This window comes from Mycobacterium sp. 852013-50091_SCH5140682, assembly GCF_001665685.1.
Lineage (GTDB): Bacteria > Actinomycetota > Actinomycetes > Mycobacteriales > Mycobacteriaceae > Mycobacterium.
Genome location: NZ_LZTB01000122.1, coordinates 61,470 through 82,156 on the forward strand (window position 1 = coordinate 61,470; position 20,687 = coordinate 82,156).

The following is a 20,687-nucleotide window of genomic DNA, read 5'->3' on the forward strand; positions in this document are numbered from 1 at the left end:
ACCATCGGGTGTGAGCGAATCTCAGACCGCGCCGCTGGCCGGGATCACGATCGTTGCGCTCGAACAGGCGGTGTCCGCGCCGATGTGCACCCGAGTGCTGGCCGATTTCGGTGCCCGCGTCATCAAAGTGGAGAACCCGAACGGTGGCGACTTCGCTCGTGATTATGACGATGTCGTGAACGGCCTTGCGGCGCACTTCGTTTGGGCCAACCGCGGCAAGGAGTCCATCACTGTGGACCTCAAGACCGCCGGCGGAATGGACGTGCTGCACCAGCTACTCGACGGGGCCGACGCGCTGGTCTCGAATCTGGCGCCAGGCGCGACCGCCCGCATGGGCCTGGCACCGGCAGATCTGGCCCGGCGTCATCCGCAGCTGATCCCCGTCGAGATCGACGGATACGGCACCGGCGGCCCGCTGTCCCACAAACGGGCCTACGACCTGCTGGTGCAGGCCGAGTCCGGTGCATGTGCAGTGACCGGCCATCCGGACATGCCTGCCAAACCCGGTCCGCCCGTGGCCGACATCTCCACGGGCCTGTACGCCGCGCTGTCGATCATGGCGTTGCTCGTCGGCCGGGCCCAGCGGCCCTCCGGGGCTTCGGCACCCGCCGTCGCGGTCAGCCTCTTCGACACCATGACCGACATCATGGGTTACCCGCTGACCTACACCCAGCACTCCGGTATCGACCAGCAGCCGCTGGGCATGAGTTCGCCGGCTGTCGCTCCGTACGGGGCGTTCTCCACGCGCGATCACCAGACCGTGGTGTTGGGCACCACCAACGACCGGGAGTGGCAGCGGCTGGCCCGGGAGATCATCGACCGGCCGGACCTGGCCGACGATGCCCGGTTCGCCACCAATTCCGACCGCTGCGCGGGCCGCGACGTCCTCAACGAGGCGATCGGATCCTGGTGTGCGCAACACGATCTCGTCGAGATCCAGCAGATCGCCGACGAGGCGGGAATCGGTAACTCGCGGTACAACCGGCCCAGCGAGGTCGTCAGCCACCAACACCTCAAGGACCGGGACCGGTGGCGTCCCGTCACGACCCCCAACGGGGAGATCAGTGCGCTGCTGCCACCTCCGGTGATCGCCGGATTCGAACAGCCGATGGGCGCAGTTCCTGGCCTGGGCCAGCACACCGATGCCATCCTGACCGATATGGGTCTGTCCGCCGCTCAGATCGGTGTCCTGCGGGAGCAGGGTGCGATCGGCCCGGCCTACCCGAGCACCCGAGATCGGAGCAACTGATATGCGCGAAACCGTCATCGTCGAAGCCGTGCGCACCCCCGTCGGCAAGCGCAACGGCGGGCTGTCCGGATTCCACGCCGCTGACCTCTCCGCACTTGTGCTCGACGCACTCGTCGAGCGCGCGGGTATCAGCCCCGACATCATCGACGACGTGGTCTGGGGGTGCGTCTCGCAGGTCGGCGATCAGTCGAGCAACATCGGTCGCTACGCGGTGCTCGCTGCGGGCTGGCCTGAACACATCCCGGGGACCACGGTCAACCGGGCCTGCGGATCCAGCCAGCAGGCACTGGATTTCGCGGTGCAGGCGGTGATGTCGGGCCAACAGGACGTCGTGGTCGCCGGTGGGGTCGAGGTGATGAGCCGCGTCCCGCTGGGCGCGGCACGCGCCACGGGGCAACCGTACGGCCCGAAGGTGCTCGACCGGTACAAGGGTTTCGCGTTCAACCAGGGCATCTCTGCGGAAATGATCTCGCAGAAATGGGGTTTCAGCCGGACCCAGCTCGATGAGTATTCCGTCGCGTCACATCAGCGGGCCGCCGCCGCGCAGGACAGCGGTGCCTTTGAGACGCAGATGATCACGGTGTTTCCCGATGACGGTGACCCCGTGGTGGACGACGAGGGCGTCCGGCGGGGGACAACCGTCGAGAAGCTGGCCGGGCTCAAGCCCGCGTTCGCCGAGGACGGTGTGATCCACGCCGGCAACTCGTCGCAGATCTCCGACGGGGCCGCGGCGCTACTGGTGATGACCGAGGAAAACGCTGTGGCGATGGGACTTTCGCCGATCGTCAGGTACCGGGCCGGCGCGGTCACCGGTGCGGATCCGGTGCTGATGCTGACCGGCCCGATTCCGGCGACGGAAAAGGTGTTGCACAAAGCGGGAGTGCGGTTGGACGAGGTGGGGGTGTTCGAGGTCAACGAAGCGTTCGCACCCGTGCCGTTGGCGTGGCTCGCCGAAACCGGCGCCGATGAGGCCAAGCTCAATCCGCTCGGCGGAGCGATCGCGCTGGGGCATCCGCTCGGAGCCTCGGGTGCGGTTCTGATGACCCGGATGATCAACCACATGCGCGACAAGGGAATTCAATACGGCTTGCAGACCATGTGCGAGGGCGGCGGTACCGCGAACGCCACGCTGGTCGAACTTCTCGGCTAAGGAGATCGAGTGCAGCGCAACCTGTTCACCGACGACCACGAGGCGTTTCGGGCGCTGGCACGGGATTTCGTCGAAAAGGAGGTGGTCCCGGCCTATCCGGCATGGGAGAAGGCCGGCCGCATGCCGCGTGACGTCTTCAAACAGATGGGTGCACTGGGCATCCTGGGCATGGCGATTCCGGAGGCGTACGGCGGCGCGGGGATCACCGACTACCGCTACAACGTCGTGCTGCAGGAGGAGGCGGCCCGGGCGCTGGTCACGCTGTCGACGGTGCGCACTCAGCTCGAGGTGATCTTGCCGTACTTCCTGCGCTACGCGAACGCCGAACAGCGGCAGCGCTGGTTTCCCGGGCTGGCCGACGGGACGCTGCTGACCGCGGTGGCGATGACCGAGCCGGGCACAGGGTCGGACCTCGCAGGCATGCGGACCACGGCCGTGCGCGACGGAGACGAGTATGTGCTCAACGGCGCCAAGACGTTCATCACCGGAGGCATCCAGGCCGATCTCGTCATCGTCGTCGCCCGCACCTCGACCGACCCGGCGAACCGGCGCAAGGGATTGACCCTGCTGGTCGTCGAGGACGGGATGCCCGGCTTCACGCGGGGTCGTGAGCTGGAGAAGATGGGCTGCAAGGTCCAGGACACCGCTGAGTTGTCCTTCACCGATGTGCGGGTGCCGGTCGCCAACGTGCTCGGTGAGGAAGGGGAGGCGTTCAGCTATCTGGGACACAACCTGCCCCAGGAACGGCTGACTGTGGCGGTCGGTTCTGTGGCCCAGGCCCGCTCGGCCATCGCCGCGGCGATCGACTACACCGTGGATCGCAAGGCGTTCGGCACTCCCGTCGCGTCGTTTCAGAACACCAAGTTCGAACTTGCGGCCTGCTCGACGGAGGTCGAGGCGGCGCAGGCGATGCTGGACCGTGCGGTTGCTCTGCATGTCGACGGCGAACTGTCCGGCGCCGACGCGGCACGCGTCAAGCTCTTCTGCACGGAGATGCAGGCCCGGGTGATCGATCGATGCCTGCAGTTGTTCGGCGGGTACGGCTACATGATGGAGTACCCGATCGCCCGGCTGTACACCGATGCGCGCGTGGCCCGGATCTACGCGGGGACCAGCGAAGTGATGAAGGTGATCATCGCCAAATCGCTGGGTCTGTAGCTACGGCCAGCAATCACGCGTTACAGATGTTGAGATAGGCGTCACGAAAGTATTCTCGGTGAGACCCTTGTCACAGCCGGGAAACCTACCTACTGTGTGTTCACTAGGTTGGTTTGGCCGGATGTGTCAGGGAGTTCGGTGGCATCGGTTTCTGAGGGTCCAGCGGCACGGCCGTACGAGTCGCTGCTCGCGAAAGGCGAGGACCGCAAACAGCGGATCCTTTCCGTCGCGGAGAAGCTGCTGGCGCGCAACGGGTGGCGCAACACCTCCCTGGCCCAGATCGCCAAAGAGGCCGGTGTCACACCGGCAGGGCTGTTGCACCACTTCGAATCCAAGGAGCAACTGCTCAATGCGGTGCTCGACGCCCGCGACTACGACGACGATATTCACGCCGACCGGGCGGGTGACCTAGCGGAGGAGATCACCAGGGTCGCAGAACGTTTCGAGCGAGCGCCCGAGTTGGTAGGCACCTTCACCGTGCTGCTCGTGGAGAACATCCAGCCTGATGCGCCCCTGCACGACCGACTGCTCAAGCGCCAGCAGGACGCACGAGCCATCGTCGCCGACATCCTCCGCCGCGGCCAGGACAGCGGCCGCTACCGCCCAGATTTCGACGCGGCCAACAAGGCCGTGGAGATACTCGCCTTCGTAAACGGAATGGAGACCTCGTGGTTACTCGATCCCTCACTGCCGCTGGTGGACGTGTTCAAGGGCTACGCGCAGATGTTGGCCCGGGAGATCGAGGGGCCCGGCGGAGTGGCCGACCAGTGAGAGTGGAGGACGACATGCGGTATCGGCTCGATGTGGTGGCTCCCCGTGTCATCGATGCGGTGACGTTCGCCGGAGGCTGGCTGGTCGACCGGGTGATGGCCGGGTGGGACGTCACAGTCCTCATCGGCGCCGACGAGGATGTCCGTCCGCTGCAGATCCTCGGGGTCGAAACCATGGATCTGGAAAGCGTGCTGGAATCGTGGGACGACCGGCCGCATCCGCACACCGTCGCGGTCGCCGCCGAGTTGTTCAATACCGACGACCGGGTGCGTCAAGGGGTGCTCAACGCCCTGGAGCAGGGCCGTACCGAGGTGACCCTGTGGGGTGACGGTTGTCCCGAAGAGTTGAGCGTCAATCCCGTGTGTCACGAATTATCCGCGGCTGCAAGGGCTTTCAAGGCGCAGGCGTTGGCTGCGGTCGCTGCCTGCGATGCGGTCGTAGGCAGCACCGAGGCCTTCCGGTGCGGCGTCATGGCGATCCGGTCGGTGCCGGCCGACCTGATCGCGGTGGGCTGACATGGGCGCCCGCTGGGTGAGCGCTGAGTGCTGTTGAAGAAATTGCTGAAAGGTTGCTGCTGACAACCACTTTGGCGGCAGCAAGGGGCGCGAAAGGTGTTTGGGATCCTCTCTGAGGGCAATCCTCAGAGAATGAATACCGTCAAGATGAGAAGACCGTGGGTCCGGGCCTGTGCCACCGCGGCGGCCGCCGGGGCTCTGGGGTTGTCCGGCCTCGGGCTGACCACCGGCATTGCTCAGGCCGTCCCTGCTCCGGCTCCGACAGACCACCATCACTGGTGCCCCGGTGATCGTTGGGACCAGGGCTGGGGTAACAACTCGGACTGGAACAACTGCCATGATTGGGACGACAACTTTGCCGGCGCGCCATACGGATACGGCGTACCGGACTGGGCACCGCCACAACCTCCGCCGCCGTTCTGGGCGCCGTGGGCGCAGGTGGTCTGGAATCCCAATGTGAATGCGTGGGGATTCTGGAACGGGCCGGGAATCTGGATTCCGCTGTAGAGCTTGAGCTTGTAAAGCGTTGCACCCCAAGGCCTCAGCGAGTGATGCCTGCGTGGAAACCGCGAAAGAAGGCTCAGCTGAAGGGCGCCGCGCAGTCAGCGTCGAGTCAGGACGTCCGTGCCATCGCACTAGCGGCTGCTTGGCGCCGGTGACAGTGGCAGGCTGCCATGGCCTGGATGGTCCACGTCATGCGTTCTCCACGGCCGGGTCACGGTTGGCTGCAGCGTGTATGTGGTGGGCCATCGCGGCGGCGGCGGCGTCGGGATCTCCGGCGGCGATGGCATCGATGATGGCATCGTGCTGTTCGGACACTGTCGCGGCCCATTCGGGGTCAGTCAGATTGGACACCGCTGACACGGCAATTCGGTCCCACGCCCGCCCTAGGAAGTCGTGCAGCATCGGATTGTCGGCCGCCTCGGCGATTTGGCGATGCAACTCGAAGTTGCGCTGGGCGACTTCGCGCGGTTCGCCGGCGGCGACGGCTTCGTTGATCGCCTCTGCTTTGAGTCGCAGGTTTTTCAGCACCACGGGAGCGAGTTCACCGTCGGACTGTCGTTGGGCTGCTGACCTCGCGGCCAACTGCTCAAGTACTTCGCGGACCTGGTAGAGATCGCGTCGTTCCTTTGTCGATAGGCCGGCCACCACGGCCCCACGTCCCGCGCGTGAGACCAGGCCGTCGGCGTGAAGCCGTTGCAGCGCTTCTCGAACCGGTGTTCGGGAGACGCCGAGTTCCTCGGCTAGTTCGACCTCGGTCAGTCGATCACCAGGCGCGTACCGGCCGGCTGACAGTCGATGCCGCAGTGCGACGTAGACGGTCTGGGCGCTGTCTGATGCAGCGGTCGGAGGCATGGGCCGACTGTACACAGCCCCCGAAGGGCCGGACGCGCTATTGACGTCTTCTGCATGCATTGCATACAGTGCATGCCGTGACGGTGATGAGTGCCACACCCCTCCAATGGGCAATACTGCTGGCGGCCGGGCTGCTCGCTGGAGCGGTCAACACGATCGCGGGCGGCGGGTCATTGATTTCCTTTCCTGCGCTGATCGCCCTCGGCTACAGCCCCCTCATCGCCAACGTCACCAATGCCGTCGCCACCGTCCCCGGGTACGTCGGAGGTTGCATAGGATTTCGCGCCGACCTGGCCGACCAGAAACCCGTGTTGGCTCGGTTGGGAGCCGTGACCGTTCTTGGTGCGCTGGCGGGCTCAGCGCTGCTGATGGCGTTGCCGGCCCGCAGTTTCCAGGACATCGTGGGTTGGCTCGTCCTGGGCTCGGCAGTCCTTATGCTCATCCAGCCCAGAATCCGGAAACTCGTTGAACGCCGTGTCGAGTCGACCTCGCGCGTGGCCACAGCCACCCGTGTGCTCCCTTTGTGCGCTGCCCAGTTCGGTGTCGCGTTGTACGGGGGATACTTCGCCGCCGGCCTGGGCATCATGATGCTCGCTGTGCTGGGTGTCTTCCGGCGCGACTCCCTGCGCCGGTTGAATGCCTTGAAATCGGGGCTGTCGCTGGTCGTCGGCGCAGTTTCGGCTGCCTTCTTCGCCGTCAGCGCCCAGATCGCATGGATTCCGGCGCTCATCCTGGCCGCGTCGGGGCTGGCTGGTGGGCTCCTCGGGGCGCGCTTCGCGCGCATCATTCCCCCAGAAGGATTGCGAAGAACCGTAATTGCCGTCGGGTTCGCCGCCGGCCTACTGCTACTCGTAAGGAAGTGATCGCGATGACCCTCGACCGCACGCAGGACCTCCCAGACCGTCAGACGCTGCTGATACGCGATGGCCTCGTTGTGGCGATGGATGATCACGACCCGCAACCGGTCGACATTCTGATCGACGACGGCGCCATCGTCGAGATCGGGCCAAACGTGCACAGCAACAACGCAACCGTCATCGATGCAAGCAGTCACTTCGTGCTGCCGGGGTTCATCGACACACATTGGCACTTGTGGAACTCGCTGCTGCGGGGCACGGTCGGCGATGCGCCAGACCGTGACTACTTCACGGTCAAACGATCGTTGGCGCCACATCACGACGTGTCAGACTTCTATTGGGCAGCACGGTTCGGGCTAGCCGAAGCGGTCGACGCTGGGTTTACCACGGTGCACAACTGGGACCACAACGTCCGCAACGCTGACGACGTGGACGCCAATATCAGCGCACATCTCGACGCCGGTCTGCGCGGTCGATTCTCCTATGGTCCGCGGGACAACAGTGGCAGCGAAGAACCGATGGACCTGCATGGCGTGCAATCCATGCTCAGGCGCTGGACCCCGGATCTCCTCGACGGCCGGATCACCTTCGGAGTCGCCTTGCGCGGCCCCTACCGGACTACTCCCGAGGTCTATCGCGAAGAATGGCGTTACGCGCGTGCAGCCAAGCTACCCATCACCATGCACTGTGACCGATGCCTACGTGAAAGAGGCTGCAAAAGCTGCGGATTGACGCTGCTCGACAGCGAAGGGCTCCTCGGTCCCGACGTCCAGATCGTCCATGCGGTACATGCCTCGACCGAAGACCTCGCCGCGTTGGCACGCACCGGAACCACCGTCTCCCTGAGCCCCGTCACTGAACTGCAAACTATGGGTTTTCCCCAAGTCTCCGAGCTCATCGCCGCGGGTATCCAGACGAGCTTCTCGATTGACACGCTGGCCATGCCCACCACCGCAGACGTGTTCACCGCCCTGCGCACCGTGTTGTCGGTCGAACGCGCCCGTACCGGAACCACCGACATCACTGCCCGAAAACTACTGCGCATGTTTACGATTGAAGCCGCCGACGGGATGGGCCTGGCTGACTCTACTGGCTCCATCGCGATCGGAAAACGCGCCGACATCATCCTGATTCGTCAAGATCCGAACCTGCTGCCCGTCGGTGACCCCTTCGAAACGCTTGTCTACAACGGCAGGACAGACAACGTGAAAACCGTCATCGCCGACGGACGGATTCTCAAACATGACGGTGCATTGACCCAACCGTCGGTGCGTGACATCGGCTCGATTGCACAATCACGCCGCGACGCCATCGTCGCACGGGCCGCCGCAGCCGGTCACTGGCAGAGCTGAACCGACCACACGGAAGTGACCATGCGAAATATCACCCGCAACGCCGCGGACATGACACCGCTGTCCAGCACAACAGCTTGGACCATGTTCGCCGCAGTTCTGCTGGCTTACTCGGTCAATGCCATGGACCGGATGATCTTTCCAGTACTACTCACAGACATCCGCACCGAATACCAATTCGACCTGTCCCTGGCCGGCTTGCAGTCCACCATGTTCGCGCTGGGAATGGGGCTCACCGGCGTCCCCCTCGGATACGCGCTGCAGCGCTACGGCCGAAAAAACACCATCATCACGGGTACGGCGTTGTTCTCGCTGGCAACTCTGCTGACGGTCGTCAGCTTGGGATTTGCCGACATGCTCCTGTGGCGTGTGGCTTCCGGTGTCGGCGAAGCGATGCAGCTGGGCGCCATTCTCACCGTTGCCTCCACCGCCTTTCCTCATCGACGCGGGGTAGCGATCGGAGCGGTCAATACGGCCTTTGCCCTCGGTTCTGTCGTGGGACCACTTCTGGGCGTCGCACTGCTGGAGCGCTACCACTCGTGGCGTGCTCCGATGATCTGTTTTGCGATGCTTGGCCTGGCGTTGGTCCTGATGGTCGCGTTTGTAGTGTCCCCGCGGCTCACCGAGCTCAACACTGAGCCGACCAACGACGCACAACCACGCGGCGCAGACGGTCCATCACTTCGAAGCCGGAACCCGCTCATCCTCGCCTGCGTGACCGCGCTGTTCGGTCTCATCGACTTTGGCTACATCGGCATGTACGCGACTTTTCTGCGCGAGCACCACGGATTCAGCGCAGGCGATGCCGGCCTGGCAGTGAGTCTGTCCGGTCTGGCTGCCTTCGCATCGCCCCTAGGAGGATGGTTGACCGACCGCTTGAATCCGAAAGTCTTCATCACCGCCCTCTGTTTGATGCAGGCCGTGGCCGGTGCAGCGCTGTTCGCCGGACCCGCTGAAGTGTGGTGGCAGTGCGCCTGGTCCCTCATCTTTGGACTGATCGCCAGCAGCGGGCTGTACGTCGCTCTCGCTACATCGTTGGTGAGAAGCGTCGACCCTTCGCGTACCAGTCAAGCATCGGGCCTGTTCATCACGTGCATCTATATCGCGGCGGCATTCGCAGGCCTGCTCTACAGCGACCTGGTGGCCGCAACCTCCTGGATCGCGGCCGGGCTTGTCCAAATCAGCGGTCTATCGCTGATCTGCGCCGGGCTCACGCTTCTGCTGAACAACTGCACCGTCAATCACCACCGCACCGCAACTTCAAGGAGTCTGCAACACCCATGACCGCAACACTATGGCCCGCCATTTCCTCGACAATCCCGGTGCTGGGCAACGACATACAGTTTCCCGTGCGTCGAATCTATTGTGTTGGAAGAAACTACGTCGATCACATTCTAGAAATGAAAGAAGGCGATGAACGTGACGATCCCTTCTTCTTCCAGAAACCGACCGACGCCCTCGTCAGCTCCGGTGACACCGTGAACTACCCGCCGGAAACCGAGGAATTCGAGTTCGAAGGCGAGCTTGTCGTCGCGATCGGCGCCGAGGGGTCGGCCGTGTCGGCTGAGACCGCACTGGATCTGGTCTACGGCTACGCCGCGGGCGTTGACCTGACGCGGCGTGACCGGCAACGCGAATGTCGCGCGCAAATGCGCCCTTGGGAAGCGGGCAAATCCTTCGATCACTCCGCACCGTGCGGCGTGATCACCCCGGCCGGCGGGTGGAACGGCAACGCGGACTCGACACTGACTTTGTCCGTCAACGGCGTTGAACGACAACGGACCACACTCGGGCTGATGATCTGGAACGTCCCCGAGATCATCGTCCAACTGTCACGTCAATACGTACTCAAGCCCGGCGACCTCATCTACACAGGGACACCCGCAGGCGTCGGGACGTTGACACCGGGCGACATCGTCACCGTCCGCATCGACGGCCTGCAGACGCTCACCTTTTCCGTTGACTGACAACCCCAGGAGAATCATGCTGCCCTACGAACGTATCAGCTACAGCGCCATCACCGATCGCCCCGCCCGTCGCCTCCCTGATGGCAAGCGCATGGCGGTGTGGCTCATCGTCAATGTTGAGGAATGGTCGCCCACCGAACCGATGCCGCGCACAGTGTTGTCCCCTCCGGCGGGTGGTGTCCCGACCCCTGACATACCCAACTGGTGCTGGCACGAATACGGTAACCGCGTCGGATTTTGGCGACTACTCAACGTGATCGACAAACACGAAATCCCCGCAGTTCTGGCGATCAACGGTAGCGCCATCGAGGCCTACCCGTCGATCACGGATGCCGCACTGCATCGGCAGTGGGAGTTCATCGGGCATGGCTTCACCCAGAAGAACATGCAGAAGGTAGCCGACGAACGTGCAGACATCCAGGCCACCACAAAGGCCATTCTCGGCGCAACCGGCCGCGCACCGCGTGGCTGGCTGGGCCCGGGACTCACCGAAACATGGGAAACACCGGATCTCCTCGTCGAAGAGGGCTACGAATACGTCTGTGACTGGGTGCTCGACGACCAGCCGACCGTGCTGAGAACACGAACCAAGCCGATCACCAGCATCCCCTATACGCAGGAATGCAATGACGTGGCGATGATGCTGATCCAGCACCACCCTGCCTCTGAATACCGGCAACGCGCCATCGACCAGTTCGACCAGCTCTACGCGGATTCCGCGGATTCAGCGCGAGTCATGGCATTGGTGGTCCATCCCTACATCATGGCCGTACCGCACCGACTGAGATACCTCGATGAAGCACTGGCCCATATCCGCAGCCACGACGACGTCGCGTTCATGACCGGCTCTCAAATTTTGGACTGGCACTTGTCCAGCGTCGGCGATGGTAGATCCGACTGAGGGCATCGGTGCGATCACAAATATGAAAAGAATTGCAGTTGTGAGTAATTCGCCGTATGCGTTGTGGAATATTTGAGCGCCAAAGCGACCAGTCGCAATCGCCAACCCCGATGTTCTCGCCGACATTTCCGCCCGCTTGGCGTACCAGGAGTTTGCCGCGGAGCCCGCTCAGAGGTGCGCACGCCGCCGCTTTTCGCGGCGGGGCAGCGCACCATTTCTGCCAGCCGCAGATCAATTTCTGCCACCGGAATTATCCCGCTGACCTCCATGTTTGATGTGTCAGATCGGCAAGATGCACCACCTAACCGCCGACCGAAGGCGTCCGGGCCGCACGACTCGAACACCGCCCGACGAATATGGAAGAAGGCACCAAAATGAAGAAGATCGGATTTGCCACTCTGATCGCCAGTGGTATGGCCGCAGCGGTGTTCGGCTTCGCAGCCCCGGCTCAGGCACAGCCCGCGTCGCCGGTTGGACCGCACTACACCGTCGACAATCACGACGAGACCAACACCACAGGCGGTTTCGTCGACCTGCCTTTCTGATGCGCGGCCGCAAGCCCGCTCGACGTCCGCCCTGGACGGCACCACAGTGCGCCGGCCAGGGCGGATTTTGTTGTGCCGATCAGGAGACGAATGTGGGCATCGCGGCCCACCCGCGGACCGCGGCGGTTTCCGACGCTACCGCGTTCGACCAGTCAACCTCCCACTCCGGGAATCGCCTGAGGATCTCTTCCATGGCGATGCGCAGCTCCAATCGAGCCAGCGCATTGCCCATACAGAAATGCGTGCCCGCGCCGAACGTCAGATGCGAGTGATGTTCCCGGTAGATGTCGAAGACGTCCCCGTCGGGCGCAAACCTGCGGTGGTCGCGGTTGGCTGCGCCGACCAACAGCAGCATCGCCGAACCTTCCGGCACGGTGTGGCCGTAGTACTCGACGTCGCGGGTGACGTAGCGGGCGAGCTGTAGCGCCGGTGGTTCCCAGCGCAGAATCTCCTCAATCGCCTGGGGTATCAGTCCAGGGTTCAGGGCTAGGTCGCGCCGTTGATCCGGCACTTCGGCCAACGTCTTACCGGCCCAGCCCAGTAGCCGGGTGGTGGTTTCGGAGCCGGCAGTGGCGATGACAGTCAGATACAGCAGCAACTCGTCGCGGCGAAGCCTGCGCATCGTGCCGGTCTCGTCGGTGAATTCGGCATTGAGTAGGTCGGTCATGATGTCGTCCGACGGATGTTCGGCCCGCCAGTCGATGAACTCTGCGAACACTTCACCGGTGGCCAGCGATTCGACCGTCTTGCCCTGCAGCGTCTCCTCGCCGTGGGCGGTGATCTGCTGCTGACGATCTTCGGGGATTCCGAGCAACATGCCGATGACCCGCATCGGCATCTGCTCCCCGAGATCGTTGACGAAGTCGAACTTGCCCGTCCCGACCAGCGGATCCAGGCAGCGCGTGGTGAACTCGCGGATCTGCGGTTCCAGCGCGAGCACCTTACGCGGCGTGAACACCCGTGACAGGAGGTTGCGGTGGATGTTGTGGATCGGTGGATCTTCGAAGATCAATGTGCCCGGCGGGATTTCCATGCCGGACTTGATGAGCTCCAGTAGGGCACCGCGTCCCGAGATGAACGTGTCGTGGTCGATCACGCCCTTGTTGACGTCCTCGTAGCGGCTCAGCGCGTAGAAGTCATGCTGTTCGTTGTAGTAGAGCGGGGCTTCTTCCCTGAGCCGGGCGAACACCGGGGAGGGATTCATGTTGAGGTCGATGTTGTAGGGGTCGTAGTACAGATCGGCTTCGGTTGACGTGGGCACAGCTGATCTCCTGACCGGATTTGAAGGTGCTGTGCATCTGCTTAGCAGGCCGGGGATTGTCCGGTCAAGGGCGACCGCGAGGTACGCGACGACAAGATCACGGCATGTTGGGAGTACTGCTATCAGCCGAAAGCACGATGAGCACCTTGCCCACGGCGCGCCCGTCGGCGACATGCCGCAGTGCGGCGGCGACCTCGGACAGGGGATATACCGCGCCGATGTGCGGCGCGATGGTCCCGCTCGCCAACAGGCCACGCAGCTCAGCCTCGTTGCGGGCGAATTCCTCGCCCGGCACGTCCTGGAACTGGAAGCCGAGGACGTGAACACCCTTGACCAGCACCAGATTCAGCGGAATTCGGGGGATGACGCCCGAGGCGTACCCGACGGTGACGAACCGCCCTCCGCGCTGCAGCGATCGCAACGCCGGCTCGGACAATTCCCCGCCGACCGGGTCGATGACGGCATGTGCACCGTCGGGCGCGGCCTCCCGCAGCGCAGCGCGAAGGTCACCGCTGCGATGGTTGACGACGGTCTCGGCGCCGTAACGCCTTGCCGCGTCGAGCTTTTCGTTCGACGACGCGACGGCAGTGACCCGGACGCCCAAGACCGCGGCGAGCTGGACCGCGGCCAATCCGACACCGCCGCCCGCGCCGAGGATCACGACGTCATCGCCGGACTGCACGCGAGCCATCGAGCGCAGGGCGTGATAGGCGGTTCGGTGTGCCACGCCGGACGCCGCGGCACTACGGTCGTCGACGCCGCCGGGGATCCGTGCCAGTGAGCCCGCGGGCACGCACACCTCCTCGGCGAACGCGCCGAACATCGCGGAGCCGGTCACCCTGGCGCCGATCTCGAAACCGGCTTCCGGACTGGATATCTCGGTGATCGTGCCGGAGAACTCGCTACCGGGGATGAACGGTGGCGGCACATGCACCTGGTAGCGGTCGGCCACCAAAAGCACGTCGGGATAGTTCACCGCTGCGGCGGCGACCCGAACGCGTACCTGCCCGGGTTGCAGTGCGGGGGAGGGCGACTCCTCGACGCGTACCGCCTCCGGGGGGCCGTACCGCGGGCAGACCGCGGCCTTCACCGGTAGTCGCTGGACTCGGCGAGGTCTGCCGCCGAACGCATCAGCTCGGTGACCACCGGGCCGAACGCGAGCAGTTTCGCGTCGTCGCCGGCACGCTGAAAGCCCTGCTCCAGCACGATTGCCAACTTCCACTTGGCCAGCACCAGGTAATAGTCGAGATCGTCGACCTGACGGCCTGACACCTCGGCATAGTGTGCGACCACCTGATCGCGTGACGGCATTCCGCGCATGTCCACGTAAGTCATGTCGGACTCGCTCGATTCGCCTGCGGGCCAGCTGTGCACCATCCACGCGAGGTCCAGTTTCGGATCACCGACGGTGCCCATTTCCCAGTCGACGATCGCGGCCAGCTGCGCGGGTGCGCCGTGCCGGTACATGACATTGGCGAACTGGTAATCCCCGTGCATGAGGCCCGGTACGAAGTCGAGCGGACGGTGCGCACGCAGCCATGCGGTGGCGACCTCGAGCCCCGGCAGGTCGCGGTTCTTGATGCGGTCGAGGAAGCCGATCCAGCGGTCCACCTGGCGTTCGTGAAAACCGTCGGGCCGGCCCAGATCGCCGAGACCGCGTTCCTGCCAATCCACGCCTGCCAGCAGCGCGATCCCCTCGGCCAGTTGATAGCTCAGGCCGGGCCGGGTGGCCAGATCGCTGTCGAACGGTTCGGGCCAGCGGCCGTGGTGGTCCATCGGCGACCAGCCGTCGACGAAACCCATGAGATTGAACGGCCGTCCGAGGATCTCGGGATCAGCGCAGACCCCAACTGCCGCGGTGTGCGGAACGTCGGTGCCGTCGAGCGCCTCGATGATCCTCCACTCCCGCAGGATGCCCTTGTCGCGGTCGGGCGGGGCACCCGTCGGCGGCATGCGCAGCACACAGCTCTGCTCGCCACGGCGGATCTCGTAGATCACGTTCTGAGTGCCGCCGGACAGAAACCGCGCCTCAACCGGTTCGCCCTTGCCGGGCATACCTGCGGCATCCATCCAATCGGCAAGGCGCGCAACGTCTATCTCGCTCACAGGTTTCCTACCTCAGCGTCGAGGTACTCCGCCAACTTGGCCCGCGCGGCCTCCCGCTTGCCGGGGATCCACTCGGTCGGCCAGGTGCCCTCGGTGGGTTGGTAGTCGCGCAGCACCTGGCGGGCCACGGTGGTCTTGTGCACCTCGGTGGGGCCGTCGGCCAGCCCCATCACGGCCGCACCGGTGACCATACCCAGGAACGGCATCTCATTGGTGACGCCCAGGGCACCGTGGACCTGCATTGCCCGCCAGGCGATATCGTGCAGCACGGTGGGCATCACCACCTTGACCGCGGCGATGTCTTTTCGGACTTTCTTGTAGTCGTTGTACTTGTCGATCTCCCACGCGGTGTAGAGCACCATCAGCCGGAACTGCAGCAGCTGCGCGTAGGAGTCTGCGATGTAGCCCTGCACGAACTGCTTGTCCGACAATCGGCTGCCCTGCGTCTGGCGGCTCAGGGCCCGCTCACACATCATGTCCAACGCTTTACGGGCCAACCCGATGGTGCGCATGGCATGGTGAATCCGCCCGCCCCCCAAACGGGTTTGCGCGATGACGAAGGCCTTCCCTTCACCGCCGAGCAGGGCGTCGCCGGGCACCCGGACGTTGTCGTAGTGGATCAACGCATGCGAACCCTCGTTGTCCCGCTCGCCGTACAGGCCGACATTGCGGACGATCTTCACCCCGGGAGTGTCGGTGGGCACCAGGAACATCGACATGCCCTGGTAGGCACTGACATCGGGATCTGTCACCACCATGACGATGAGGAACGACGCGGTTGCGGCGTTGGAAGAGAAGAACTTCCACCCATTGATAATCCAGTCGTCGCCATCGCGTACGGCCCTGGTGGTGAACAGCGTCGGGTCGGCTCCGGCATGGGGCTCGGTCATCGAGTAGCACGAGAACAGCTCGCCTTCGAGCAGTGGACGCAGATAGCGTTCCTTCTGTGCGTCCGTGCCGTAGTGCGCGATGATCTCCGCGTTGCCGGTATCGGGTGCCTGGCATCCGAAAACGATGGGCGCCCACTGCGAGCGGCCGAGGATCTCGTTGAGCAGCGCGAGTTTGAGTTGGCCGTAGCCCTGCCCACCGAGTTCGGGCCCGAGGTGGGTGGCCCACAGGCCCTGACGGCGGACCTCGGCTTTCAGGGGATCCACGGCATCGCGCCGGCTGCCTGCCAGCGGGGTGAACTGCTGGTGCGGCCATACCAGGTCGAGCGGCTCGACCTTGTCACGGACGAATTCGTCGGCCCAGTCGAGCAGCTTCTGGTACTCGGGGTCGGTCTCGAAATCCCAAGCCACGGTTGGGCCCTCCGATCTACTGGTGGTTGAATCCGGCGATGAGTGCGGCGATGTCGCGCGTGACGACGTCGGCGAACGAGCGCTTTCCGTAGCTGCCGCCCGCCCAGTGCCGTACGCCCTCGCTGACGAGGATCTGCGCCAGGTGCGAGAGGTGGGCGACATCGACGTGGTCGGCCAGTTGGCCGTCGGACTGGGCCCGGGCGAACAGGGCGCCGAACATGTCGGCAGCTGCCGCATCGGGTGCCGAGACGCCGGCCAGGATGCGGTGCTCGTGCCGGTAGCCCTCAAGGATGGTTTCGATGATGAGTTCCGGAGGGTTGCGGGCCATGGACCGTTCCAAACTGCGCAGCCCTTGAGCGATCACCTCCACCAAGTCGTAGTCGGCGCCGACCAACGACTCCATGCGCCGCTGCGCTGAACGGGTGGACAACAGCCCGACCTCGAACAGCACATCCTCTTTGGCAGGGAAGTAGAAGTAGAACAGCGCGCGGGATACCCCCGCAGCGCGGCAGATGTCGGCGACCGTGGTCTTGGCGTAGCCGTTGGTCCGCCACAACGCCATCGCGGCCTGCACCAACTCGCGCTTGGTCCGGTGCGATCGGGCCCGCTGAAATGATGCTCGACGCTGACTACCGTCAGCTATGGAAGGCGTGTCTGAGCGGGGCATATCAGGACTGTAACAGGGTATTGAACTCGTGGAAATAGTCGACGCGCGTCTAACTAACTGTTGAATCGTGACAGCGGAACGTCGTCGGCCCGCGCCCTACATTGACGCGCACCCGACGCTGTGGAAATGTAATGTTCAAAGATGAGAGCCGCATTCTCATGATCGTGCGGCTGGAACGGGAGCTACGCATGGCGATCGACCCAACGGGTATCGATTTCTTCCGCGATGAACGATTGGTCGATGACCCGTATCCGTTCTTCGAGGCGCTTCGTGACCAGTGTCCGGTCAGTCGAGAGGGCCACTACGGCGTGACCATGGTGACCGGCTGGGATGAAGCGGTCGCGGTCTACAACGACGAAGAGACCTTCTCGTCGTGCATCTCGGTCACGGGACCCTTCCCTGGATTTCCGGTGCCGTTGGAAGGCCGCAGTGCCGACGAAGTGACCGCGCTGATCGAAAAGCACCGCAACGAACTGCCGTTCAGTGATCAGCTGCCGACCCTGGACCCACCGACCCATACCGATCACCGTTCACTTCTGATGCGACTCATCACGCCCAAGCGCCTCAAGGAGAACGAGGACGCAATGTGGCAGCTTGCCGACGAGGTGCTCGATACGTATCTGGCGCCTGACGAAGGCGACTTCATCAAAGGGTTCGCGAGCCCGTTCACCCTGCTGGTCATCGCCGATCTGCTCGGCATCCCTGACGAGGATCGACAGGGGTTCGTGGACGGCATCAAACAGCATTCCGGCGGCGGGGTCGGCAGCACCAACAAGGCATCGCTGGCGCACAGCCCGCTGGAATTCCTCTACGGGCAGTTCTCCGACTACGTCGCCGACCGCCGCGCCCACCCGCGCGACGACGTGTTGACCGGGCTTGCCGAAGCCACCTTCCCCGACGGCTCGGTTCCCGATGTCGGCGACGTGGCCCGCGTGGCCACCAACGTGTTCTCCGCCGGACAGGAAACCACGGTGCGGCTGTTGAGCACCGCGCTCAAGGTGCTCGCGGAGCAGCCCGACATTCAGCGGCGACTGCGCGACGACCGCAGCCTCATCCCGAATTTCATCGAGGAGACATTGCGCATCGAGAGCCCCGTCAAAGGTGACTTCCGGCTGTCGCGTTGCCCGGTCACCGTCGGTGAGACCGAATTGAGCGCAGGCACAACGGTAATGGTGCTCAACGGCGCTGCGAACCGCGATCCGCGCCGGTTCCAGGACCCCGACACGTTCGACCCCGCCCGCAAGAACGCCCGCCAGCACCTGGCCTTCGGTCGCGGCATCCACAGCTGTCCAGGTGCGCCGTTGGCGCGCGCGGAGACTCGCGTCGGCATCGAGCGACTCCTCGATCGCACCAACGACATCCGTATCTCCGCGGACCAGCACGGACCGCGCGGTGAGCGGCGCTACGGCTACATCCCGACCTTCATCCTGCGCGGCCTCACCGAATTGCACCTGGAGTTTGACGTCCGATGAAGGTGACCGTCGACGAGGACCGCTGTCGTGGACACGGCATGTGTCTGACGATGTGCCCCGAGATCTTCAGCCTGTCCGACGACGGCTACGCAGTGGCCGACCCCGAGGATGTTCCGGCGGAGTTGCAGGATTCCGCTCGTGAGGCCGTCGCGAACTGCCCCGAACAAGCAATCATCGAAACGAATGACTAGTCAAGGAGATTCGTCCATGTCCGGTGGGCCCAAGGGGTATGTGATCATCACTGAGGATGTCAAGGACCCGGCCGGTATGGCCGAATACGGCAAGCTCGCGATGCAGGCGATGGCCGGTGCGACCATCGTCGCCGTCGCTCAGAAGCCCGAAGTGATCGAGGGTTCGTGGCACGGAACCCAAACGGTGGTGCTGGAATTCGACTCGGTGGATGCGGCGCGCGAGTGGTACTACTCCGACGCGTACCAGGCGGCCGCGAAGGTGCGAGCACGCGCCGCCGAGTGCAACGGCGTGATCTTCTCGGGCTTCCCGACCTGAAATTTCCATGCGCTGACTCTGCGCGCAGGGTGCCCGCCACTCGCACATATGCGCCCTGGACGCAGGCTCAACGGAGAGAGATGGCCTGCCGCGGGCATTGGCGCACCGCCTCGCGGATCTGCGCCTCGTTCTCCGGCGTCACGTCCTCGTGCAGTACGTGTAGATAGTCCTGGTCGTCGAGGTCGAACACCTCGGGGATGATGCCCATGCACACCGCGTTGCTTTCGCACAGGCCGAAGTCCACGTGCACCTTGCTCACGACAGCCTCCTCACCGGTACATGGGAGTAGCCTGCCACGTTCTGCATCTGAACCCGTTGTAGGCCATCCCAGTTGACTTCATAGCGTGGCATGAAGTCGAGAAGTTTCTCCAGGGCGATGCAGCTTTCCATCCGCGCCAGCGCCGCACCGAGACAACTGTGGATCCCGTACCCGAGGCCAAGGTTCTGTGCCTCCGTGCGGTCGCGGTCGATGTCGAAAGCGTCGGCCTCGGTGAACGCGTCGGGATCACGGTTGGCCGCGGCGCTGATCAGGAACACCGCCTTGCCTGCCGGGATGGTGCCGCTGGGTACGTCGGCCTCCTTGAGCGTGTAGCGCACGTTGTACTGGACGGGGCCCTCGTAGCGCAGCAGCTCTTCGACGGCGGCCGGGATCTTGTCGCGATCATCGAGCAGCTTCTGCCACTGCTCGGGATGGCGGGCGAACAAAACCATCGCGGTTCCGACGAGCTTGGTGACGGTCTCGGCCCCGGCCCCGCCGAGAAGCGTTGCGAAGCCGGTGATCTCGATGTCGTCGAGCCGCCGGAGCTGGCCGTCCTCGCCGGGGATCTCGGCGGCGATCAGCCGGCTGATCATGTCGTCTTTGGGATCTTCGCGACGCTTCTGCACCAGCGAGTAGTAGTAGATGCCGGTGTCGATGGTGGCTTGCATACCTGCTTCGGTGAAGCCGATCTGGCCGGGTTCGCGTGACAGGCTGGTGTCGATCCAGTGCCGAACCTGCTGGCGGTATTCCGGGTCGACCCCGGCCATCCGGGTGATGACCTCCACCGGGAACGGGCCCGAGAAGTCCTGGACGACATCGAATTCGTCAGAGTCGATCAGCCCGAGGAAGTGTTCGATCTGCTCGATCACGGTGTCCTTCTGAGCCTGGATCGCCCGCGGAGTGAAGGCCTTGTTGAGCAGGCTGCGCATGTGCCGGTGGTCGGGTGGATCCATGAAGATGATCGACTTCTGGGGTGGCTCGTCGCTCTGCACCATGGCCAGATCGCAGCCGCGCGATGAGGAGAACGCGTCGTGATTCTTCAGGGCGGCCGCGACGTCGTCGTGCCGGGTCAGTGCATAGAAGTCGAGCTCAGCGTTGTAGTACAGCGGTGCGTCCTCGCGCATCCGCCGGTAGATGTCGAACGGATCGTTGAAGAACTCTTCGGAGAACGGGTCGAAAATCACCTGAGGCTTGGTCATTCACACTCCTCCTTCACGGCTGGGCTGCTGCCGGAAGCGCCGTAACGAACGTTACGGGAAACTGATGAACTGTAACGGTAACAGTAACGGTCTTCGG

At 64.0% G+C, this 20,687-nt stretch carries 23 protein-coding genes; 15 read left to right on the forward strand and 8 right to left on the reverse strand.

Features of this window, described 5'->3' with window-relative positions:
* The first annotated feature begins 10 nt into the window (after positions 1-10).
* The 6 genes from A5784_RS32080 (at position 11) to A5784_RS37975 (ending at position 5,350) form a co-directional block, all read left to right on the forward strand.
* A complete protein-coding gene (locus A5784_RS32080; RefSeq protein WP_064948903.1) occupies positions 11-1,249 on the forward strand; it encodes a CaiB/BaiF CoA transferase family protein in 1,239 nt (412 codons plus the stop codon).
* A 1-nt stretch (position 1,250) separates the two neighbouring features.
* On the forward strand, positions 1,251-2,399 hold the full coding sequence (locus tag A5784_RS32085; RefSeq protein WP_064948904.1) for a thiolase family protein: 1,149 nt from the start codon (positions 1,251-1,253) through the stop codon (positions 2,397-2,399).
* A 9-nt stretch (positions 2,400-2,408) separates the two neighbouring features.
* Positions 2,409-3,557 (forward strand): acyl-CoA dehydrogenase family protein, encoded by a 1,149-nt coding sequence (locus tag A5784_RS32090; protein ID WP_064948905.1) that lies wholly within the window; start codon positions 2,409-2,411, stop codon positions 3,555-3,557.
* 138 nt (positions 3,558-3,695) lie between these two features.
* Entirely contained in the window at positions 3,696-4,328 is a 633-nt protein-coding gene (locus tag A5784_RS32095) for a TetR/AcrR family transcriptional regulator (RefSeq protein WP_064948906.1), read from the forward strand.
* Positions 4,329-4,342: 14 nt separating this feature from the next.
* Complete coding sequence (locus A5784_RS32100; RefSeq protein ID WP_064948996.1) at positions 4,343-4,843, forward strand: hypothetical protein; 501 nt, start codon at positions 4,343-4,345, stop codon at positions 4,841-4,843.
* Between the two features lie 132 nt (positions 4,844-4,975).
* Positions 4,976-5,350, forward strand: a complete 375-nt coding sequence (locus A5784_RS37975) for an Mtp family mycobacterial-type pilin (protein WP_156750902.1) — start codon at positions 4,976-4,978, stop codon at positions 5,348-5,350.
* 186 nt (positions 5,351-5,536) lie between these two features.
* Here A5784_RS37975 and A5784_RS32105 read toward each other — a convergent pair whose 3' ends face one another.
* Complete coding sequence (locus A5784_RS32105) at positions 5,537-6,199, reverse strand: GntR family transcriptional regulator (protein ID WP_064948907.1); 663 nt, start codon at positions 6,197-6,199, stop codon at positions 5,537-5,539.
* Positions 6,200-6,285: 86 nt separating this feature from the next.
* Here A5784_RS32105 and A5784_RS32110 point away from each other — a divergent pair, with 86 nt between their 5' ends.
* The 6 genes from A5784_RS32110 (at position 6,286) to A5784_RS38925 (ending at position 11,821) form a co-directional block, all read left to right on the forward strand.
* Positions 6,286-7,062: a sulfite exporter TauE/SafE family protein gene (locus A5784_RS32110; RefSeq protein WP_064948997.1), complete on the forward strand. Its 777-nt coding sequence runs from the start codon at positions 6,286-6,288 to the stop codon at positions 7,060-7,062.
* A gap of 5 nt (positions 7,063-7,067) precedes the next feature.
* Positions 7,068-8,408, forward strand: coding sequence for an amidohydrolase family protein (locus A5784_RS32115; RefSeq protein WP_156750903.1), 1,341 nt, complete (start codon positions 7,068-7,070; stop codon positions 8,406-8,408).
* Positions 8,409-8,459: 51 nt separating this feature from the next.
* Complete coding sequence (locus A5784_RS32120) at positions 8,460-9,692, forward strand: MFS transporter (RefSeq protein ID WP_197514952.1); 1,233 nt, start codon at positions 8,460-8,462, stop codon at positions 9,690-9,692.
* 38 nt (positions 9,693-9,730) lie between these two features.
* Positions 9,731-10,375 (forward strand): fumarylacetoacetate hydrolase family protein, encoded by a 645-nt coding sequence (locus A5784_RS32125; protein ID WP_197514953.1) that lies wholly within the window; start codon positions 9,731-9,733, stop codon positions 10,373-10,375.
* 16 nt (positions 10,376-10,391) lie between these two features.
* Complete coding sequence (locus A5784_RS32130; RefSeq protein WP_064948910.1) at positions 10,392-11,276, forward strand: polysaccharide deacetylase family protein; 885 nt, start codon at positions 10,392-10,394, stop codon at positions 11,274-11,276.
* A 374-nt stretch (positions 11,277-11,650) separates the two neighbouring features.
* Positions 11,651-11,821, forward strand: a complete 171-nt coding sequence (locus A5784_RS38925) for a hypothetical protein (protein ID WP_197514954.1) — start codon at positions 11,651-11,653, stop codon at positions 11,819-11,821.
* Between the two features lie 79 nt (positions 11,822-11,900).
* Here A5784_RS38925 and A5784_RS32140 read toward each other — a convergent pair whose 3' ends face one another.
* From A5784_RS32140 to A5784_RS32160, 5 genes are all read right to left on the reverse strand, one after another.
* Positions 11,901-13,025 carry a cytochrome P450 gene (locus tag A5784_RS32140; RefSeq protein ID WP_082945229.1) on the reverse strand — a complete coding sequence of 375 codons (1,125 nt, stop codon included), beginning with the start codon at positions 13,023-13,025 and terminating at the stop codon, positions 11,901-11,903.
* Positions 13,026-13,179: 154 nt separating this feature from the next.
* Positions 13,180-14,172, reverse strand: a complete 993-nt coding sequence (locus A5784_RS32145) for an NADPH:quinone oxidoreductase family protein (RefSeq protein ID WP_064948913.1) — start codon at positions 14,170-14,172, stop codon at positions 13,180-13,182.
* Positions 14,169-15,152, reverse strand: coding sequence for a phosphotransferase family protein (locus A5784_RS32150; protein ID WP_064948914.1), 984 nt, complete (start codon positions 15,150-15,152; stop codon positions 14,169-14,171). The genes A5784_RS32145 and A5784_RS32150 overlap by 4 nt, the downstream gene beginning before the upstream one ends.
* A gap of 32 nt (positions 15,153-15,184) precedes the next feature.
* Positions 15,185-16,486 (reverse strand): acyl-CoA dehydrogenase family protein, encoded by a 1,302-nt coding sequence (locus A5784_RS32155; protein ID WP_064948915.1) that lies wholly within the window; start codon positions 16,484-16,486, stop codon positions 15,185-15,187.
* A 16-nt stretch (positions 16,487-16,502) separates the two neighbouring features.
* Complete coding sequence (locus tag A5784_RS32160; RefSeq protein WP_082945221.1) at positions 16,503-17,153, reverse strand: TetR/AcrR family transcriptional regulator; 651 nt, start codon at positions 17,151-17,153, stop codon at positions 16,503-16,505.
* A 188-nt stretch (positions 17,154-17,341) separates the two neighbouring features.
* Here A5784_RS32160 and A5784_RS32165 point away from each other — a divergent pair, with 188 nt between their 5' ends.
* The 3 genes from A5784_RS32165 to A5784_RS32175 are packed head-to-tail and all read left to right on the forward strand — an operon-like array spanning position 17,342 to position 19,132.
* Positions 17,342-18,625 carry a cytochrome P450 gene (locus A5784_RS32165; RefSeq protein ID WP_064948999.1) on the forward strand — a complete coding sequence of 428 codons (1,284 nt, stop codon included), beginning with the start codon at positions 17,342-17,344 and terminating at the stop codon, positions 18,623-18,625.
* Complete coding sequence (locus tag A5784_RS32170; protein WP_064948917.1) at positions 18,622-18,816, forward strand: ferredoxin; 195 nt, start codon at positions 18,622-18,624, stop codon at positions 18,814-18,816. Before A5784_RS32165 ends, A5784_RS32170 begins: the two co-directional genes overlap by 4 nt.
* Before the next feature lie 16 nt (positions 18,817-18,832).
* Positions 18,833-19,132 (forward strand): DUF1330 domain-containing protein, encoded by a 300-nt coding sequence (locus A5784_RS32175; RefSeq protein WP_064948918.1) that lies wholly within the window; start codon positions 18,833-18,835, stop codon positions 19,130-19,132.
* 67 nt (positions 19,133-19,199) lie between these two features.
* Here A5784_RS32175 and A5784_RS32180 read toward each other — a convergent pair whose 3' ends face one another.
* Positions 19,200-19,391 carry a ferredoxin gene (locus A5784_RS32180; protein ID WP_064948919.1) on the reverse strand — a complete coding sequence of 64 codons (192 nt, stop codon included), beginning with the start codon at positions 19,389-19,391 and terminating at the stop codon, positions 19,200-19,202.
* The gene (locus tag A5784_RS32185) at positions 19,388-20,590 is read right to left on the reverse strand and encodes a cytochrome P450 (protein ID WP_064948920.1); all 1,203 of its coding nucleotides are present in this window, start codon (positions 20,588-20,590) and stop codon (positions 19,388-19,390) included. The genes A5784_RS32180 and A5784_RS32185 overlap by 4 nt, the downstream gene beginning before the upstream one ends.
* Positions 20,591-20,687: the final 97 nt, after the last annotated feature.

Coding starts and splice junctions, on each gene's coding strand:
- A5784_RS32170 (WP_064948917.1), top strand. CDS start 18,622: ATGAAGGTGACCGTCGACGAGGACCGCTGTCGTGGACACGGCATGTGT.
- A5784_RS32100 (WP_064948996.1), top strand. CDS start 4,343: ATGCGGTATCGGCTCGATGTGGTGGCTCCCCGTGTCATCGATGCGGTG.
- A5784_RS32085 (WP_064948904.1), top strand. CDS start 1,251: ATGCGCGAAACCGTCATCGTCGAAGCCGTGCGCACCCCCGTCGGCAAG.
- A5784_RS32115 (WP_156750903.1), top strand. CDS start 7,068: ATGACCCTCGACCGCACGCAGGACCTCCCAGACCGTCAGACGCTGCTG.
- A5784_RS38925 (WP_197514954.1), top strand. CDS start 11,651: ATGAAGAAGATCGGATTTGCCACTCTGATCGCCAGTGGTATGGCCGCA.
- A5784_RS32110 (WP_064948997.1), top strand. CDS start 6,286: ATGAGTGCCACACCCCTCCAATGGGCAATACTGCTGGCGGCCGGGCTG.
- A5784_RS32165 (WP_064948999.1), top strand. CDS start 17,342: ATGGCGATCGACCCAACGGGTATCGATTTCTTCCGCGATGAACGATTG.
- A5784_RS37975 (WP_156750902.1), top strand. CDS start 4,976: ATGAATACCGTCAAGATGAGAAGACCGTGGGTCCGGGCCTGTGCCACC.
- A5784_RS32150 (WP_064948914.1), bottom strand. CDS start 15,152: ATGGATGCCGCAGGTATGCCCGGCAAGGGCGAACCGGTTGAGGCGCGG.
- A5784_RS32130 (WP_064948910.1), top strand. CDS start 10,392: ATGCTGCCCTACGAACGTATCAGCTACAGCGCCATCACCGATCGCCCC.
- A5784_RS32120 (WP_197514952.1), top strand. CDS start 8,460: ATGACACCGCTGTCCAGCACAACAGCTTGGACCATGTTCGCCGCAGTT.
- A5784_RS32175 (WP_064948918.1), top strand. CDS start 18,833: ATGTCCGGTGGGCCCAAGGGGTATGTGATCATCACTGAGGATGTCAAG.
- A5784_RS32140 (WP_082945229.1), bottom strand. CDS start 13,025: ATGAATCCCTCCCCGGTGTTCGCCCGGCTCAGGGAAGAAGCCCCGCTC.
- A5784_RS32160 (WP_082945221.1), bottom strand. CDS start 17,153: ATGCCCCGCTCAGACACGCCTTCCATAGCTGACGGTAGTCAGCGTCGA.
- A5784_RS32105 (WP_064948907.1), bottom strand. CDS start 6,199: ATGCCTCCGACCGCTGCATCAGACAGCGCCCAGACCGTCTACGTCGCA.
- A5784_RS32185 (WP_064948920.1), bottom strand. CDS start 20,590: ATGACCAAGCCTCAGGTGATTTTCGACCCGTTCTCCGAAGAGTTCTTC.